The organism is Pontibaca methylaminivorans (assembly GCF_900156525.1).
Classification (GTDB): domain Bacteria; phylum Pseudomonadota; class Alphaproteobacteria; order Rhodobacterales; family Rhodobacteraceae; genus Pontibaca; species Pontibaca methylaminivorans.
The window spans coordinates 787271-801224 of the sequence record NZ_FTPS01000001.1 but is presented as its reverse complement, the minus strand read 5'-3'; the positions used below and the strand labels follow the sequence as shown (position 1 = coordinate 801224).

The following is a 13954-nucleotide window of genomic DNA, read 5'->3' as shown; positions in this document are numbered from 1 at the left end:
CCTGACCGCTCACCCGCGCCCGCCCATATGGGCCGCAAGCCGCGCCACCTGGTCGCCGGACAGCCGCAGCCCGAGCTTTGAACGCCGCCAGAGCACATCATCGGCGGTCCGGGCGAATTCGTGGCGCGTCATCCAGTCCACCTCGCGCGCGGTCAGGGTCGCGCCGAAATGCTCTCCCAGATCTTCGGCGCTTTCTGCGCCGGCCAGCATCTTTTCCGCATCGGTGCCATAGGCCCGCAGAAGCCGCCGCCGCCATGGGTCGTCAAGGAACGGATGGCGCGCCCGCAAGGCCGCATCGAGATCGGCAAATCCGTCAAGCGGGAAATTCCCGCCGGGAAGATGCGCGCGCCGGGTCCAGTCGGGGGCGCTGTTGCCGATGAGCGGCGCGAGCCGGTGCAGCGCCTCTTCGGCCAGATGGCGATGGGTCGTGATCTTGCCGCCGAAGACGCTGAGCAGCGGCGCAAGGCCGGCGGGCGCGTCAAGCACCAGCGCATAATCCCGCGTCACCGCCGTGGCCGAGGCCGCATGATCGTCATGAAGCGGGCGCAGCCCCGAAAAGCTCCAGACAACATCCTCATGCGCCACGGGACTGCGGAACCAGGCGTTGACGGCGCTGCGCAGATAATCGGATTCGGTGCGGGTGCATTCGGGAGCGATATCGGGCGAGGGGTGATCCTCGTCGGTGGTGCCGATCAGGGTGAAATCCTGCTCATAGGGAATCGCGAAGACGATGCGCCCGTCCGATCCCTGCAGGATGTAGCAGCGGTCGTGATCGAACAGGCGCCGGGTCACGATATGGCTGCCCCGCACCAGCCGCACGCCCTCAGGGCCCGGGGTCGCGGTGACCCGGCGCAGCACCTGTTCGACCCAGGGGCCGGCGGCGTTCACCAGGGCGCGTGCCGCATGGCGGCTGACCTGTCCCGTGGCGATATCGGTCAGTTCCACCTGCCAGAGCCCGCCTTCACGCCGCGCGCCGGTCACTTTCGTGCGGGTCAGGATCCGCGCCCCGCGCATGGCCGCGTCACGCGCGCAAAGCGCCACCATGCGCGAATCATCGACCCAGCAGTCGGAATATTCAAATCCCCGCGTGATTCCGTCCCTGAGCGGGATGCCGGCCGCCTCGTGTTTCAGGTCGAGCGCCCTTGTCCGCGGCAGGACGGGGCGCCGCCCGCCAAGATGGTCGTAAAGCCAGAGCCCGCTTCGGATCAGCCATTCCGGCCGGCGGCCCCGCGTCCAGGGCATGACGCGGCCGAGAATGCGCGAGACCGGAGATTCCGCGGCAAAGCGCATGTCCGCCCCGAGCGGCATGACGAAGCGCAGCGGCCAGCTCACATGCGGCATGGAGCGCAGCAGGATGTCGCGTTCGGCCAGCGCCTCGCGCACCAGCGGCAGGTCGAGATATTCGAGATAGCGCAGGCCCCCGTGAAACAGCTTGGTCGAGGCCGAGGAGGTCGCCGAGGCGAGGTCGCCCATCTCGGCAAGCGTGACCGACATTCCGCGGCCGGCGGCGTCCCGGGCGATGCCGCAGCCGTTCGCGCCGCCGCCGATCACCAGCAGGTCGGCCGGCCCCGCCGGCGTCGTCCCGGCCGGATTCGATCCGGCCCCGCCGCCCGCCGGCAGCATCGCCTGCCCCTTTTGCATCTGCTCTGCCTGCGCTGTCCGTTTCATGTCCCCGTCCGCCGCCCGACCGTGCCCGAGCTTGCCGCGCGTCGTTGCCGGCATACCTATGTAGCAGGAACCCGGAGAGAAAATCACCGGCGCAACGGGACAGACAGCGAGAGAGGGAGACCGGAACATGATCGTCGCAGTTGTTCAGGAGACGGCTTTCGGACTGACCAGGATGATCGGGCTGATCGTGCTGATCGCCCTGTCGGTCGGGATCTGCATCTATGCGTTCCTGCCGCATAACCGCGGTCGCTTCACGCGGGCCAAACGCTCGATCCTCAGGGATGACGAGGGCCCGCTGCCCGACCCCGATACGGACGCAAATGCCGTTCCGCCGCCCGGCCCGGGCGACAGATAGGCGGCGCGCGGGGCTCTCCGGGGCCGCATCTGCATGTCGTGGGGCCGGTCCGGTGGATTTCCGATCCGTGGCTTTACGTCTGCGGCGGATAGATCAGCCGCCCGTCGCTTGCGGATAGGGCCCCCCTGGTCGGATGCGCCTCTTCCTGGTGGCCAACGCCCATGAGATGCACGACCCGGCAGCCGCGATCGAGCAGGTAATCGCTGATGATGCGCCGATGGCAGCGCCACCAGACCGCCTCGGAACACATGAGCGCGAGCGGCCCGTCAGCTTGTCCGCGCTTGATGAGTTGCCCGAGCGCCCGCTGGAACCCGTCGCCGAGCGCGTAATCGGCATAATTGTGAAAGCTCGTGTTCTCCCACCAGCCGTTCCTCGGGTCGCGCTCCGCCCCCTGTTTGGATCGCCGCCCGCCAAGCTCGGGACAATGGGCATAGCCGATGCCCGCCGCTCCGAGCGCCGCGCGCAGGGCCTCGCCGTTATAGGCCGGAAAAGTCCGCGATGCCGGGAAGCGGCGCACGTCCGCCACGTTGCGCACTCCGGCGTCCGTCAGCATGGACAGAAACTCCGACAGCGGGCGGTTCGAATGGCCGATGGTGAAAAACGGCGGCGGCGTCGGTTGCGTGGTCACTTGCGGCGTCACTTGTGGCTGAGGGCGCTTTCCTTGTGCGCGGCGATATGGTCGGTCTTGTCGCTTTTGATTTCGTATTGCGGCGACTCCTTCGACGCGCGATGCGTGTGTCCCTTATAGTCGAAATCCTGCGTATGGACCTTGATGATCCGGCCGCTGACGTGACCGGCCTCGGAATTCCAGGTCACGTGATCGCCCACCTTGAATTTTCCCATGACGCTACCTCATTCAGTCATATCCATGGCAGAACCATTCGCCCCCGGTGCCGGTTCCCGGGGCGAAGGGGCAGGGAAGGCGGCGCGTGAAAATACTGGTGGCGCCTTTCCGGCACGTTGGCTAGAGAGTCGGCATCGCAGGAACAGGGGCGGAACATGGCAAGGATCACCTATATCGAGCATAACGGCACAAAGCATGTGGTCGATGTCCCGACCGGGCTCACCGTGATGGAAGGGGCGCGCGACAACGGCATCCCCGGGATCGAGGCCGACTGCGGCGGCGCCTGCGCCTGTTCGACCTGTCATGTCTATGTGGATGCGGCCTGGATCGACAGGCTTCCGCCCAAGGAAGAGATGGAAGAGGACATGCTGGATTTCGCCTATGAGCCCGATCCGGTGCTGTCGCGCCTGACCTGCCAGCTTCGGGTATCGGATGAACTCGACGGGCTGGTCGTCACCATGCCGGAGAAACAGCTCTGATCCGGCGGGCGATCCCGATCAGGTCAAATCAGCTCAGATAGGAATCGACCGCCAGCAGCGGTGGCGGCGCTTTCTGTCCCAGATGCGTGCTCATGCTGATCTCGATCACCCGGCACAGCGCGTCGAGCGGCAGCCCGTTCGCGGACACCAGGAACGGCCGGTCCAGCTCCTCGGTCACTTCGGCCAGGCCGAAGAACACATAGGTGATCACCGCGACAAGGAGCGGCGTCATCCAGCCGGCGACCTCGACCATCCCGAAGGGCACCAGCAGGCAGTAAAGCACCGAAGTCCGGTAGATCAGCAGGGAATAGACAAAGGGCAGGGGCGTGGTCGCGATCCGCTCGCAGCCGGCTTGCGCCCGGGTGATCTCGTCAAGCCGCCGGGCCAGGGCGCGGGCGCCGAACCCGTCCAGCTTCCCCGCGCTCCGGGCCTCCGTCAGCAGGGCGGCGATCCGGTTCAGCGCCGCGCAGGCGGGCTGGGGCGATGCGATCAGCGCCTCGCCCAGTTCGGGGCCGGCCCAGGTGCGGGCGGCTTCGTCCGGGGGCATCTCGCGCAGGTTGGCGCGATGCAGATGCACGAAGGCCAGCATCAGGCGGATGATTTGGTCGCGGGTCTCGCGGTCGTCGGGCAGGAACAGTTCGAGTTCGCGCGCGAGTGCACGGCTGTCGGCAATCAGTTGCCCCCAGAGCTTGCGACCCTCCCACCAGCGCTCATAGGCGGCGTTGTTGCGAAAGCCCAGGAACAGCGAGAGCGCGATCCCGAACACGGCAAAGGCGCCGGCATTGGCCAGCGGCAGCGTAAACAGCGTGGTGTCCACCAGGACGACCAGCGCCGCGGCCAGCGTCATCACCGCGATCCAGGGCAGGATGTGCGGGACGACCGAGCCGCGCAGCGAAAACAGCAGTTCGATCGAACTTTTCTTGCGCCGCCCGACGATCATTCCGACAGGGCCCGCCAGCCGATATCGCGACGATAAAAGCCCCCGGGCCAGTCCACGGCATCGGCCATGGCATAGGCGCGCGCCCTGGCCTCGGCCAGCGTATCGCCGCGGGCGGTGAAATTCAGCACCCGCCCGCCGTTGGCGACAAAGCGGCCGTCGCGGCGCAGGGTTCCGGCGTGAAAGCAGATCTCGGCGGCGGTCTCGGGCAGGTGTTCGAGCCCGCGGATCTCGCCGCCCTTTTCATAGGCGCCGGGATAGCCCCGCGCCGCCATCACCACCGTCAGCGCGTGGTCGGCGGCCCAGTTCACCCGCATCGCGCCCAGCCGCCCCTCGGCCGCGGCCTGCATGAGGTCGAGCGCCTGCGCGCCGAGCCGCATCATCAGAACCTGCGCCTCCGGGTCGCCGAAGCGGGCGTTGAATTCGACCAGCCGGGCGCGGCCCTCCTGGATCATCAGCCCGACATACAGCACCCCCTGATAGGGCGTGCCACGTCGCGCCATCTCGGCCACGACAGGTTCGACGATCTCGGCGATCACCTGCCGGGTGATGTCGGGGGTCAGGACCGGCGCCGGGGAATAGGCGCCCATGCCGCCGGTGTTGGGGCCGGTGTCGCCCTCGCCGGCGCGCTTGTGATCCTGCGCCGAACCGATCGGCAGCACGTCCGTCCCGTCGCAGAGCACGAAGAACGAGGCTTCCTCGCCCTCCATGAACTCCTCGATCACCACCTCGGCCCCGGCGGCGCCGAAATCGCCCGAGAACATGGAATCGATCGCGGCCTCGGCCTCGGCCGACGTGGTGGCGACGACCACCCCCTTTCCGGCGGCAAGACCATCGGCCTTGATCACGATGGGGGCGCCTTTTGCACGGACATGGGCGCGGGCCGCATCGGCATCGGTGAAATGGGCGTAAGACGCAGTCGGCGCGCCGCAGGCATCGCAGACTTCCTTGGTGAAGCGCTTGGAGGATTCAAGCCGCGCCGCCGCTGCCGACGGGCCGAGCACCGGTATCCCGGCGGCCCGCAGCCGGTCGGCCACCCCCGCGGCAAGCGGCGCTTCGGGCCCGACGATCACGAGGTCGACCGCGTTTGCCTCGGCAAATGTCGCCACGGCGCCGCAATCCTCGATGTCGAGCGCGGCGCAGGTGGCGATCTGCGCGATGCCGGCGTTGCCGGGGGCGACGATCAGCCGGTCGCATTTCGGGTTCTGCAACACCGCCCAGGCCAGCGCATGCTCGCGCCCGCCGCCACCGAGGATCAGGATGTTCATGCTGGCGCTCCGATCTGCTTGGCCTTGCCTTCGCGGCGTTCTAGGCTGCGCGGATTGGCGAAACAAGGTGCCGTGATGTCCGACCTGATCGACGAGCCCGCCCCGGGGCGGAACCTCCCCGAATACACCGTTTCCGAGATTTCCGGTGCGGTGAAGCGCACGCTCGAGGGCGAATTCGGCCGGGTGCGCGTGCGCGGAGAGGTCGGGCGCGTGTTCCGGGCGCGCTCGGGCCATCTCTATTTCGACGTCAAGGACGAGCGCAACGTGCTGGCCTGCACCACCTGGCGGGGGCAGGTCGGCGCGCTTTCGGTCGAACCCGAAGAGGGGCTCGAAGTGGTGGTGACCGGGCGGCTCACCGCCTTCGGCGGGCAGTCGAAATACAACCTGAACGTGGACGAGGTCGCGGTGGCCGGGCAGGGGGCGCTGATGGCGCTGCTTGAAAAGCGCAGGCAGGCGCTGGCCGCCGAGGGGCTGTTCGATGCCGCCCGCAAGCGGCCGCTGCCGTTCCTGCCCGGGGTGATCGGGGTCGTGACCTCGCCCTCGGGGGCGGTGATCCGCGACATCCTGCACCGCCTGCGCGACCGTTTTCCGCGCCGGGTTCTGGTCTGGCCGGCGGCGGTGCAGGGCGCTGCCTGTGCCGCGGAGGTCGCGCGGGCGATCCGCGGCTTCAACGCGCTCACCCCGGGCGGCGCGCTGCCGCGCCCCGACCTGATCATCGTCGCGCGCGGCGGCGGCTCGATCGAGGATCTCTGGGGCTTCAACGAGGAAATCGTGGTCCGCGCCGCCGCCGAAAGCGCGATCCCGCTGATCTCCGCCGTCGGGCACGAGACCGACACGACATTGATCGACTACGCGGCCGACCGGCGCGCCCCGACCCCGAGCGCGGCGGCAGAGCTTGCCGTGCCTGTGCGGCTCGACCTGCTGTCCGCGATCGAGGCGCAGGAGGCGCGGATCCGTCTTTGCCTGCGCAATGCGCTGGGCCATCGCCGGCAGCGGCTTGGCGATCTCGCGCGCGGGCTGCCGCGGCGGGAGACGCTGCTCGACGGGCCGCGCCAGCGCCTCGACATCCTGTCCGAACGCCTGCCAAGGGCGCTGATCCGCGCGGTCGAGCGTCGCCGCCTGCGCCTGTTCGAGCTTTCCGGCAGCCTGCGCCCGGCAGTTCTGGCGGGGCGGATCGCGCATCGGCGCGCGCGGCTTGACGATCTTGGCGGGCGCCTGTCGCCGGCGCTCGGGCGCGGCCTTTGCCGGCAGCGCGAGGCATGGGGGCGGTTGTCCGCGCGGCTGGTGCCCCGCCCGCTTACCGAGCGGATCGCCCGGCAGCGCGAGCGCCTGACCGTGATCGAGCTGCGCCTTGCCCGCGACCGCGCGGCGCGGCTTGCCAGCCTGCACGCCCGGATCGAGTCCCACGGGCGGCTTCTGGCCACGCTCGGCTACGAGGCGACGCTGCGGCGCGGCTACGCGGTGGTGCGGCGCGAGGGCCGGCCCGTCACCACGCTGGCGGCGGCGAAAGGCGCGCGCCGGCTCGAGCTTCAGTTCGCCGATGGCCGGCTCGAGGTCGCGCCCGATCCGGCCCCGGCCCCGGATCCGGGCCCGGCGGCCGCGGCCGCGCCGAAGAAACCGCCGCCCGATCAGGGTTCGCTGTTCTGAGGGCGATGGCGGGCGCACGGCGCAGGGCCGGTGACCGGCGCGGATCGCGTCAGACGCCCACGTCGGGGCCGGTGCAGACCATGTCCCGCCCGGTGTTCTCGGCCTCGTAAAGTTCGGGGGCGGCGGCGTCGTTCTCGTAACGCGCGCTCAGCCCGCCGGCGCTGCGGCGGAAGCTCCAGCATTGCGGCTCGGGCTGGTCGTCATAGACAAAGCAGATCTGCCGGCCCCGTTCATACCAGCGCCCCGCCTTGCAGTGGCCGTCGAGGAAGGACCAGACCACCCTTTGCCCCTCGAGGTAGCGCTCCGCCCCGTAGATTTCGCCGGCGAGGCCATAGAACAGCGTCTTGCCGCGGGTGTAGCTGTCGAAGCCCGCGCCGGTCATGGCCTCCTGCGCGGCCGCCGGGGGCACCGCCGGGACGGCAAGCAGGGCAAGCAGCGGCAGGGTGCGGCAAATTGCTTTGAACATGGAGGGAACTCTGGCAGAATCGGACCTGCTGCGCCAGCCTGTTGACAGCATGGGCCGCTCGCGACAGATCCGAGACAGGCGCCAGCGCGCCAGCGATGTATGAGGCAAAGCGGGTTTTCGCCTTTTCACCCTGACGCCGCGCGAAAATGTAGCTATAGACCAAGGCGACGAGGATTAGGAGGCACCGCGATGAGTGCAGAAACGAAAGAACCGGGCGTATGGAAATCGGCTCGCGGCAAGGGGCGCGGAACGCCCAAGGGGCGGCAGCTTGATCCGGAGGCGCTCGAAGAGGTCCGTGCACTGCTTGGCGACCGGAGCCGGCGTCGCGATTACATGATCGAATACCTGCATCTCATTCAGGACAAGTACGGCCATCTTTCTGCCGCCCACATGCGCGCCCTCGCCGACGAGATGAACGTGCCCATGATCGAGGTCTGGGAAGTCGCAAGCTTCTATGCCCATTTCGATCCGGTGAAGGAAGACGAGACGCCGCCGCCGGCGCTGACCATCCGGGTCTGCGATTCGCTCGCCTGTGAAATGGCCGGGTCGGCCGAACTTCAGGCCGCGCTCGAACGCGACATGGACCCGAGCGAGGTCCGCGTGCTGCGCGCGCCCTGCATGGGCCGCTGCGACGTGGCGCCGACGCTCGAACTCGGCAAGAATCACATCGACCATGCCACCGTTGAAAAGGTGCAGGCGGCCATCAAGGCCGGCGACATCCACGCCCATGTTCCCGATTACGAAACCTTCGAGACCTACCGCTCCAGGGGCGGCTATGAGGCACTCGAACGGCTGCGCCGGGAGGGCAACTGGGAACAGGTGCAGGAAACGCTGCTCGAGGCCGGATTGCGCGGGCTTGGCGGCGCGGGCTTCCCGTCGGGGCGGAAATGGGGCTTTGTGCGGGCCGAACCCGGGCCGCGCTACGTGGCCGTGAACGGGGACGAGGGCGAACCCGGCACCATCAAGGACCGCTATTACCTTGAACGCGAGCCGCATTATTTCCTCGAAGGCGCGCTCATCGCCTCCTGGGCGATGGAGGCCGAGACCTGCTTCATCTACATGCGCGACGAATATCCGGCGGTGATCCAGCTGCTCGAGGTCGAGATCAGGAAGCTTGAGGAAGCCGGCATCGTCGAGCCCGGATATATCGACCTGCGCCGCGGCGCGGGCGCCTATATCTGCGGCGAGGAAAGCGCGATGATCGAAAGCATCGAGGGCAAGCGCGGCTATCCCCGCAACCGCCCGCCCTATGTGGCGCAGGTCGGCATCTTCGGCCGCCCGACGCTTGCGCATAACGTCGAGACGCTGCACTGGGTCACGCGCATCTGCCGCGAGGGCCCGGAGATCCTGAACTCGATCGAGAAGAACGGCCGCAAGGGGCTGCGCAGCTTCTCGGTTTCGGGCCGGGTGAAGAATCCGGGTGTCCATGTCCTGCCCGCCGGCAGCACCATGCACGACATCATCGAGGCTGCCGGCGGCATGCTCGACGGGCACGAATTCAAGGCGTTCCAGCCGGGCGGCCCCTCGGCCGGGCTCCTGCCCGCGTCGCTTGGCGACGTGCCGATGGATTTCGACGTGCTGCAGGAATACGGCACCTTCATCGGCTCGGCGGCGATCGTGGTGCTGTCCGACAAGGACAGCGTGCGTGATGCGGCGCTCAACATGCTGCGGTTCTTCGAGGACGAAAGCTGCGGCCAGTGCACGCCCTGCCGGGTCGGCTGCGAAAAGTCGGTGAAGCTGATGAAGGCCGACAAGTGGGACAGGGACCTGCTCGACGATCTGGGCAAGGTGATGATTGATGCCAGCATCTGCGGGCTCGGACAGGCGGCGCCGAACCCGATCAAGCTGGTCATGAAGTACTTCCCCGACGAAGTCTGACCGCAGGAACATCGGCGCGCCACGGCGCGCCGAAAAGGAGCGACATGGCCTTTTTCCGCAAGCTGAAGGACCGGCTGTTCAAGTCCTCATCGCGCCTCGAGGAGGGCCTTGACGCCATCGTCGGCGAGGGCGGGGAGGATGAAGGCAACGGCGCCAACGGGATCCCGCCCGAAATCCCGCCGGCGCCCGAGCCGGCCCCCGATCCGGTGCCGGCGCCCGAACCGACCCCGGTTCCGCAGCCGCCCGATACGAAACCCGATCCCGAGCCGGTCGGCGTGCCGCCGCAGCCCGATCCGCAGCCCACGCCCGAGCCGCTGCCGATTCCGCCGGAACAACCGGATCCGGCGGGCGGAAAGGGCCTGCTCGACCGCCTGCTGCGCCGGGGCACCGGCGAGGTCGCGCGCCGCACGCTCGACGATGCCATGCTCGAACAGCTCGAGGAGCTGCTGATCAGCGCCGACATGGGGGTCGAGACGGCGCTGCGCGTCACCGCGAACATGGCCGAGGGGCGGCTTGGACGGAAGCTGTCCGCGCAGGAGATCAAGACGCTGCTCGCGGACGAGATCACCCGCATCATGGAACCCGTGGCCCGCCCCATGCCGCTTTACCCCAGGCGCCCGCAGGTGGTGCTGGTGGTCGGGGTGAACGGATCGGGCAAGACCACCACCATCGGCAAGCTCGCGAGCCAGTTCCGCGCGGCCGGAAAGAGCGTGATGATCGCGGCCGGCGACACCTTCCGCGCGGCGGCGGTCGAACAGCTTCAGGTCTGGGGAGAGCGCGCCGGGGTGCCGGTGCTGACCGCGCCGGAAGGGTCGGATCCGGCCAGCCTTGCCTTCGATGCCATGACGCGGGCCGAGGCCGAGGGCGTCGACCTTCTCATGATCGACACGGCCGGGCGGCTCCAGAACCGGGCGGATCTGATGGAGGAACTGGCCAAGATCGTCCGCGTGATCCGCAAGAAGGACGAAACCGCGCCGCATAACACCCTGCTCGTGCTCGACGCCACCACCGGGCAGAACGCGCTGAGCCAGGTCGAGATCTTCGCGAAAATTTCCGATGTGACGGGGCTGGTCATGACCAAGCTCGACGGCACCGCGCGCGGCGGGGTTCTGGTGGCGCTGGCCGACCGGTTCGGCCTGCCGATCCATGCGATCGGCGTGGGCGAACAGATCGACGACCTTGCGCCTTTCGATCCGGCCGAATTCGCCGCCGCGCTGACCGGGCTCGAACTCGAGGCCGCCTGACCGCACCGCCCGCCCGCTGTCCTGCCTGTCGTTCCGACCGTTCTCCCGCCCGTGTTTTCCACTTGCGCAGATGCCGAGGGGCTGCGAAGCCGCCGCCATGGGTGATTGGCTCGTTTCCTTCGAGGGCACGCCGGCCGGGCATTGGCTGGCGCTCGGGCTCGCGCTGGCGGCGGCGTTTCTTCATGCCGTGTTCGGTGCGCTGCAGAAGGGGCGCCACGACCCCTGGCTGTCGCGCGGGGCGATCGACCTCTGCTATGGGTTGATGGCCGCGCCGGTTGCGCTGTTTCTGGTGCCCCGGCCGGAGCCGCATCTCTGGCCCATCCTTGGCGTCGCCTTCGTCATCCACACGGTTTACAAGCTCCTGCAAGCCGGGGCCTATGTGCGCGGCGCCTATACGGTGGTCTATCCGATCACCCGCGGCACCGGGGCGCTGTTCGCGGTGGCGGGTGCCTGGGTACTGTTTTCCGAGACCTTCACAGCCCTGCAGTGGCTCGGGGTCATGGGGCTGCTGGCCGGGATTTTCGGGCTTGCGCTTTACAACCTGCGCCATGAGCGGGCGGCGCGCAGCACGCTTTTGGCCGCGATCCTGCTGGCGCTGGCGACCGGGTTTTTCGTGGCGCTTTATACGACATGGGATGCGCATGGGGTGCGGTCGCCCCGCGATCCCTTCACGTTCCTGGCCTGGTTCTTCATGATCGACGGGTTTGCCATGCCGGTGATCGCGGCGTTGCGCTGGCCTGCCCTCGAGCCGCGCCCCGCGCTCGGCCCGCTGTTTCTGCGCGGGGTGTCGGGTGGTGCGGTGGCGCTGCTGAGCTTCGGGGCGATCATGCTCGCGACGCGGTTCGACAAGGTGGGACAGGCGGCGGTCCTGCGCGAGACCTCGAGCGTCCTTGCGGCGCTGATCGGCTGGCTGGTGCTGCGCGAACCGGTGGGGATGCGCCGGCTCGTGCTGATGGGCTTGATCGCCCTGGGGGCGATGATAGTAGGATTCGGCGGACAGGAGGCAGGATGACACAGGGTGACGGATCGGAAGAGCGGCCGGGAAAGATCAGCCCGGTGCTGAAACAGGTGCTGGAACTTGGCCCGCCCCTGCTGTTCTTCGTGCTTTACATCTGGCTGCGCGACGAAAGCTATGTCTTTGCCGGAACGGAATATTCCGGCTTCATCGTGGCCACGGTCGCGTTCATTCCGATCCTCCTTCTGGCGATGGCCCTGCTCTGGCGCCTGTCCGGAACCTTGAGCCGCATGCAGATCCTGACCGCCGTGCTGGTCGTGGTCTTCGGCGGGCTGACCGCCTGGCTGAACGACGAGCGGTTCTTCAAGATGAAGACCACGATCGTTTTCGGCCTGATGGCGCTGTTGCTCGGGATCGGGCTTTTGCGCGGGCAGAGCTGGCTTGCCTATGTGATGGCCGAGGCCCTGCCCATGCGCCGCGAGGGGTGGATGATCCTGACCCGGCGGCTCTGCCTCGTCTTTGCGCTGCTCGCGGTCGGCAACGAGGTGCTCTGGCGCTCCGTGTCCACCGATCTCTGGGTCAAGGTCGAGACCTTCGGCTTTCCGCTGATCCTGTTCGTCTTTCTATGGTGGCAGATCATGGCGCTGCAGCCCTACATGATCGAGTCCGGGGATGACACGTGACACCGGGCCGGCGGGGGGCCGGCGGGGGCGCTGCCCCCGCACCCCCGGGATATTTCCGCCCAGAAGAAGGCATGGGAAGAGCACCGGGCCGGCGGTGTGTTGACCACGGGGCGCGCAGCGCGCTAAGCAGATTCTGTCGTGGCGATTTGTGACGGATTGCGGGCCACGTTAAATGACTCCGCTAAAAGGTCAGGAGAGAACCCCGCTCGCTTGACCGCGCCGGGGTTTTTTGTTCGCGCGCGCCCGGGTGATGATGAATGGAGAGAATGATGGACGAAAAATGGAGCGTGCGCACGAAGGCGGTTCACGGCGGCATCCGCCGCAGCCAGTATGGCGAGTTGAGCGAGGCGATCTTTCTGACGCAGAGCTTTGCCTATCCGAGCGCCGCAGCGGCGGAGGCGCGGTTTGAATCTCCGGGGCCGGAGGATTTCGTCTATGCGCGCTACAACAACCCGACGGTGCGCATGTTCGAGGAGCGGATCGCGCTGATCGAGGGGGCCGAGGCCGCCTTTGCCACGGCAAGCGGCATGGCGGCGGTCAGCGGGGCACTGCTTGCCATGCTGAAGGCTGGGGATCGGGTGGTGGCCGCGCGGGCGCTGTTCGGTTCCTGTCTTTATGTGCTGGAAAACGTGCTCGGCCGGTTCGGGGTCGAGATCGTGCTGGTCGACGGCACCGATCTGGACCAGTGGCGCGAGGCGCTTGCGGGCGGCGCGCAGGCGGTGTTTTTCGAGGCGGTGTCCAACCCGACGTTGGAGGTGGTCGACATCGCCGCGGTGTCGGAACTGGCCCATGCCGCGGGGGCCGTGGTGATCGTGGACAATGTGTTTGCCTCGCCGGTGTTCTCCAGGGCGATCGCGCAGGGGGCGGATGTGGTGGCCTATTCCACGACCAAGCATATCGACGGCCAGGGGCGCAGCCTTGGCGGCGTGATCCTCGGGCGGCGGGAGTTCATTCACGACGTGGTCGAACCCTACATGAAGCACACCGGCGGGGCGATGAACCCGTTTACCGCCTGGATCATGCTGAAGGGGCTCGAGACGCTCGACCTCAGGGTGCGGCGCCAGGCCGAGAATGCGCTCGCGCTGGCCGAGGCGCTGCAGGGACAGCCGGGGCTTGCGCGGGTAGTCTATCCGGGGCTTGCGGACCATCCCCAGCATGATCTGACCATGGCGCAGATGGGATCGGGGGGCACGATCGTGACGCTTGACCTTGCGGGGGGGAAGGCGGCGGCATTCGCCTTTCTCGACGCGCTGAAGATCGCGACCATTTCGAACAACCTCGGTGATGCCAAGACCATCGTCACGCACCCCGCCACCACGACCCACCAGCGGCTGAGTGACGGCGAGCGCGAGCGGATGGGAATCACGCCGGGGCTGCTGCGCCTTTCGGCCGGAATCGAGGATGCGGCCGATCTGATCGAGGACATGCGGACGGGCCTTGCGGCGGCACGGAACGCGGCGGGCTGAGAGGCCGGGCGGGCAGGGGGCTTGCCGCCGGGGGGCGGTCATGGCAATCCCCTGCCGGACTGCC

14 protein-coding genes and 1 riboswitch are annotated in these 13954 nt (G+C 68.1%); of the genes, 8 read left to right on the top strand and 6 right to left on the bottom strand.

From position 1 onward, the window contains the following. Nucleotides 1-9 precede the first annotated feature (9 nt). Entirely contained in the window at nucleotides 10-1668 is a 1659-nt protein-coding gene (gene glpD, locus B0B01_RS03885) for a glycerol-3-phosphate dehydrogenase (protein ID WP_234967699.1), read from the bottom strand. 127 nt (nucleotides 1669-1795) lie between these two features. Between glpD and B0B01_RS03880 the strand changes: the two genes are divergently transcribed. Further along, nucleotides 1796-2023 carry a cbb3-type cytochrome oxidase subunit 3 gene (locus B0B01_RS03880; protein ID WP_083946027.1) on the top strand — a complete coding sequence of 76 codons (228 nt, stop codon included), beginning with the start codon at nucleotides 1796-1798 and terminating at the stop codon, nucleotides 2021-2023. 73 nt (nucleotides 2024-2096) lie between these two features. Here B0B01_RS03880 and B0B01_RS03875 read toward each other — a convergent pair whose 3' ends face one another. Together B0B01_RS03875 and B0B01_RS03870 are read right to left on the bottom strand one after the other, a co-directional pair. After that, nucleotides 2097-2651: a DUF488 domain-containing protein gene (locus B0B01_RS03875; RefSeq protein ID WP_076647667.1), complete on the bottom strand. Its 555-nt coding sequence runs from the start codon at nucleotides 2649-2651 to the stop codon at nucleotides 2097-2099. Between the two features lie 8 nt (nucleotides 2652-2659). Continuing rightward, entirely contained in the window at nucleotides 2660-2866 is a 207-nt protein-coding gene (locus B0B01_RS03870) for a hypervirulence associated TUDOR domain-containing protein (RefSeq protein ID WP_076647664.1), read from the bottom strand. A 156-nt stretch (nucleotides 2867-3022) separates the two neighbouring features. Between B0B01_RS03870 and B0B01_RS03865 the strand changes: the two genes are divergently transcribed. Further along, a complete protein-coding gene (locus B0B01_RS03865; RefSeq protein ID WP_076647661.1) occupies nucleotides 3023-3346 on the top strand; it encodes a 2Fe-2S iron-sulfur cluster-binding protein in 324 nt (107 codons plus the stop codon). A 28-nt stretch (nucleotides 3347-3374) separates the two neighbouring features. Here the strand turns inward: B0B01_RS03865 and B0B01_RS03860 are convergent, their stop codons facing one another. Together B0B01_RS03860 and purD are read right to left on the bottom strand one after the other, a co-directional pair. Further along, nucleotides 3375-4286, bottom strand: coding sequence for a bestrophin family protein (locus B0B01_RS03860; RefSeq protein WP_076647659.1), 912 nt, complete (start codon nucleotides 4284-4286; stop codon nucleotides 3375-3377). After that, a complete protein-coding gene (purD, locus tag B0B01_RS03855) occupies nucleotides 4283-5551 on the bottom strand; it encodes a phosphoribosylamine--glycine ligase (RefSeq protein ID WP_076647656.1) in 1269 nt (422 codons plus the stop codon). The genes B0B01_RS03860 and purD overlap by 4 nt, the downstream gene beginning before the upstream one ends. A 75-nt stretch (nucleotides 5552-5626) precedes the next feature. Between purD and xseA the strand changes: the two genes are divergently transcribed. Continuing rightward, complete coding sequence (gene xseA / locus B0B01_RS03850) at nucleotides 5627-7198, top strand: exodeoxyribonuclease VII large subunit (RefSeq protein WP_076647653.1); 1572 nt, start codon at nucleotides 5627-5629, stop codon at nucleotides 7196-7198. A 49-nt stretch (nucleotides 7199-7247) separates the two neighbouring features. On the opposite strand, the gene B0B01_RS03845 is transcribed toward xseA, so the two are convergent. Next, nucleotides 7248-7664, bottom strand: coding sequence for a hypothetical protein (locus tag B0B01_RS03845; RefSeq protein WP_076647650.1), 417 nt, complete (start codon nucleotides 7662-7664; stop codon nucleotides 7248-7250). A gap of 189 nt (nucleotides 7665-7853) precedes the next feature. On the opposite strand from B0B01_RS03845, the gene B0B01_RS03840 reads away from it, so the two are divergent. From B0B01_RS03840 to metZ, 5 genes are all read left to right on the top strand, one after another. Further along, nucleotides 7854-9542 (top strand): NAD(P)H-dependent oxidoreductase subunit E, encoded by a 1689-nt coding sequence (locus B0B01_RS03840; protein WP_076647647.1) that lies wholly within the window; start codon nucleotides 7854-7856, stop codon nucleotides 9540-9542. 44 nt (nucleotides 9543-9586) lie between these two features. Next, complete coding sequence (gene ftsY / locus B0B01_RS03835) at nucleotides 9587-10786, top strand: signal recognition particle-docking protein FtsY (protein ID WP_076647644.1); 1200 nt, start codon at nucleotides 9587-9589, stop codon at nucleotides 10784-10786. Between the two features lie 97 nt (nucleotides 10787-10883). Continuing rightward, nucleotides 10884-11798: a DMT family transporter gene (locus tag B0B01_RS03830; protein ID WP_076647641.1), complete on the top strand. Its 915-nt coding sequence runs from the start codon at nucleotides 10884-10886 to the stop codon at nucleotides 11796-11798. Next, on the top strand, nucleotides 11795-12424 hold the full coding sequence (locus B0B01_RS03825) for an inner membrane-spanning protein YciB (RefSeq protein ID WP_076647638.1): 630 nt from the start codon (nucleotides 11795-11797) through the stop codon (nucleotides 12422-12424). Before B0B01_RS03830 ends, B0B01_RS03825 begins: the two co-directional genes overlap by 4 nt. Nucleotides 12425-12552: 128 nt before the next feature. Beyond that, nucleotides 12553-12629, top strand: a riboswitch (SAM riboswitch). 64 nt (nucleotides 12630-12693) lie between these two features. Continuing rightward, the gene (gene metZ / locus B0B01_RS03820; RefSeq protein ID WP_076650039.1) at nucleotides 12694-13890 is read left to right on the top strand and encodes an O-succinylhomoserine sulfhydrylase; all 1197 of its coding nucleotides are present in this window, start codon (nucleotides 12694-12696) and stop codon (nucleotides 13888-13890) included. Nucleotides 13891-13954: the final 64 nt, after the last annotated feature.

What these genes read in the sequence shown, in the direction of transcription:
- glpD (WP_234967699.1), bottom strand. Translation starts at nt 1,668, where the DNA reads ATGAAACGGACAGCGCAGGCAGAGCAGATGCAAAAGGGGCAGGCGATG.
- B0B01_RS03880 (WP_083946027.1), top strand. Translation starts at nt 1,796, where the DNA reads ATGATCGTCGCAGTTGTTCAGGAGACGGCTTTCGGACTGACCAGGATG.
- B0B01_RS03870 (WP_076647664.1), bottom strand. Translation starts at nt 2,866, where the DNA reads ATGGGAAAATTCAAGGTGGGCGATCACGTGACCTGGAATTCCGAGGCC.
- B0B01_RS03865 (WP_076647661.1), top strand. Translation starts at nt 3,023, where the DNA reads ATGGCAAGGATCACCTATATCGAGCATAACGGCACAAAGCATGTGGTC.
- B0B01_RS03860 (WP_076647659.1), bottom strand. Translation starts at nt 4,286, where the DNA reads ATGATCGTCGGGCGGCGCAAGAAAAGTTCGATCGAACTGCTGTTTTCG.
- purD (WP_076647656.1), bottom strand. Translation starts at nt 5,551, where the DNA reads ATGAACATCCTGATCCTCGGTGGCGGCGGGCGCGAGCATGCGCTGGCC.
- xseA (WP_076647653.1), top strand. Translation starts at nt 5,627, where the DNA reads ATGTCCGACCTGATCGACGAGCCCGCCCCGGGGCGGAACCTCCCCGAA.
- B0B01_RS03845 (WP_076647650.1), bottom strand. Translation starts at nt 7,664, where the DNA reads ATGTTCAAAGCAATTTGCCGCACCCTGCCGCTGCTTGCCCTGCTTGCC.
- B0B01_RS03840 (WP_076647647.1), top strand. Translation starts at nt 7,854, where the DNA reads ATGAGTGCAGAAACGAAAGAACCGGGCGTATGGAAATCGGCTCGCGGC.
- ftsY (WP_076647644.1), top strand. Translation starts at nt 9,587, where the DNA reads ATGGCCTTTTTCCGCAAGCTGAAGGACCGGCTGTTCAAGTCCTCATCG.
- B0B01_RS03830 (WP_076647641.1), top strand. Translation starts at nt 10,884, where the DNA reads ATGGGTGATTGGCTCGTTTCCTTCGAGGGCACGCCGGCCGGGCATTGG.
- B0B01_RS03825 (WP_076647638.1), top strand. Translation starts at nt 11,795, where the DNA reads ATGACACAGGGTGACGGATCGGAAGAGCGGCCGGGAAAGATCAGCCCG.
- metZ (WP_076650039.1), top strand. Translation starts at nt 12,694, where the DNA reads ATGGACGAAAAATGGAGCGTGCGCACGAAGGCGGTTCACGGCGGCATC.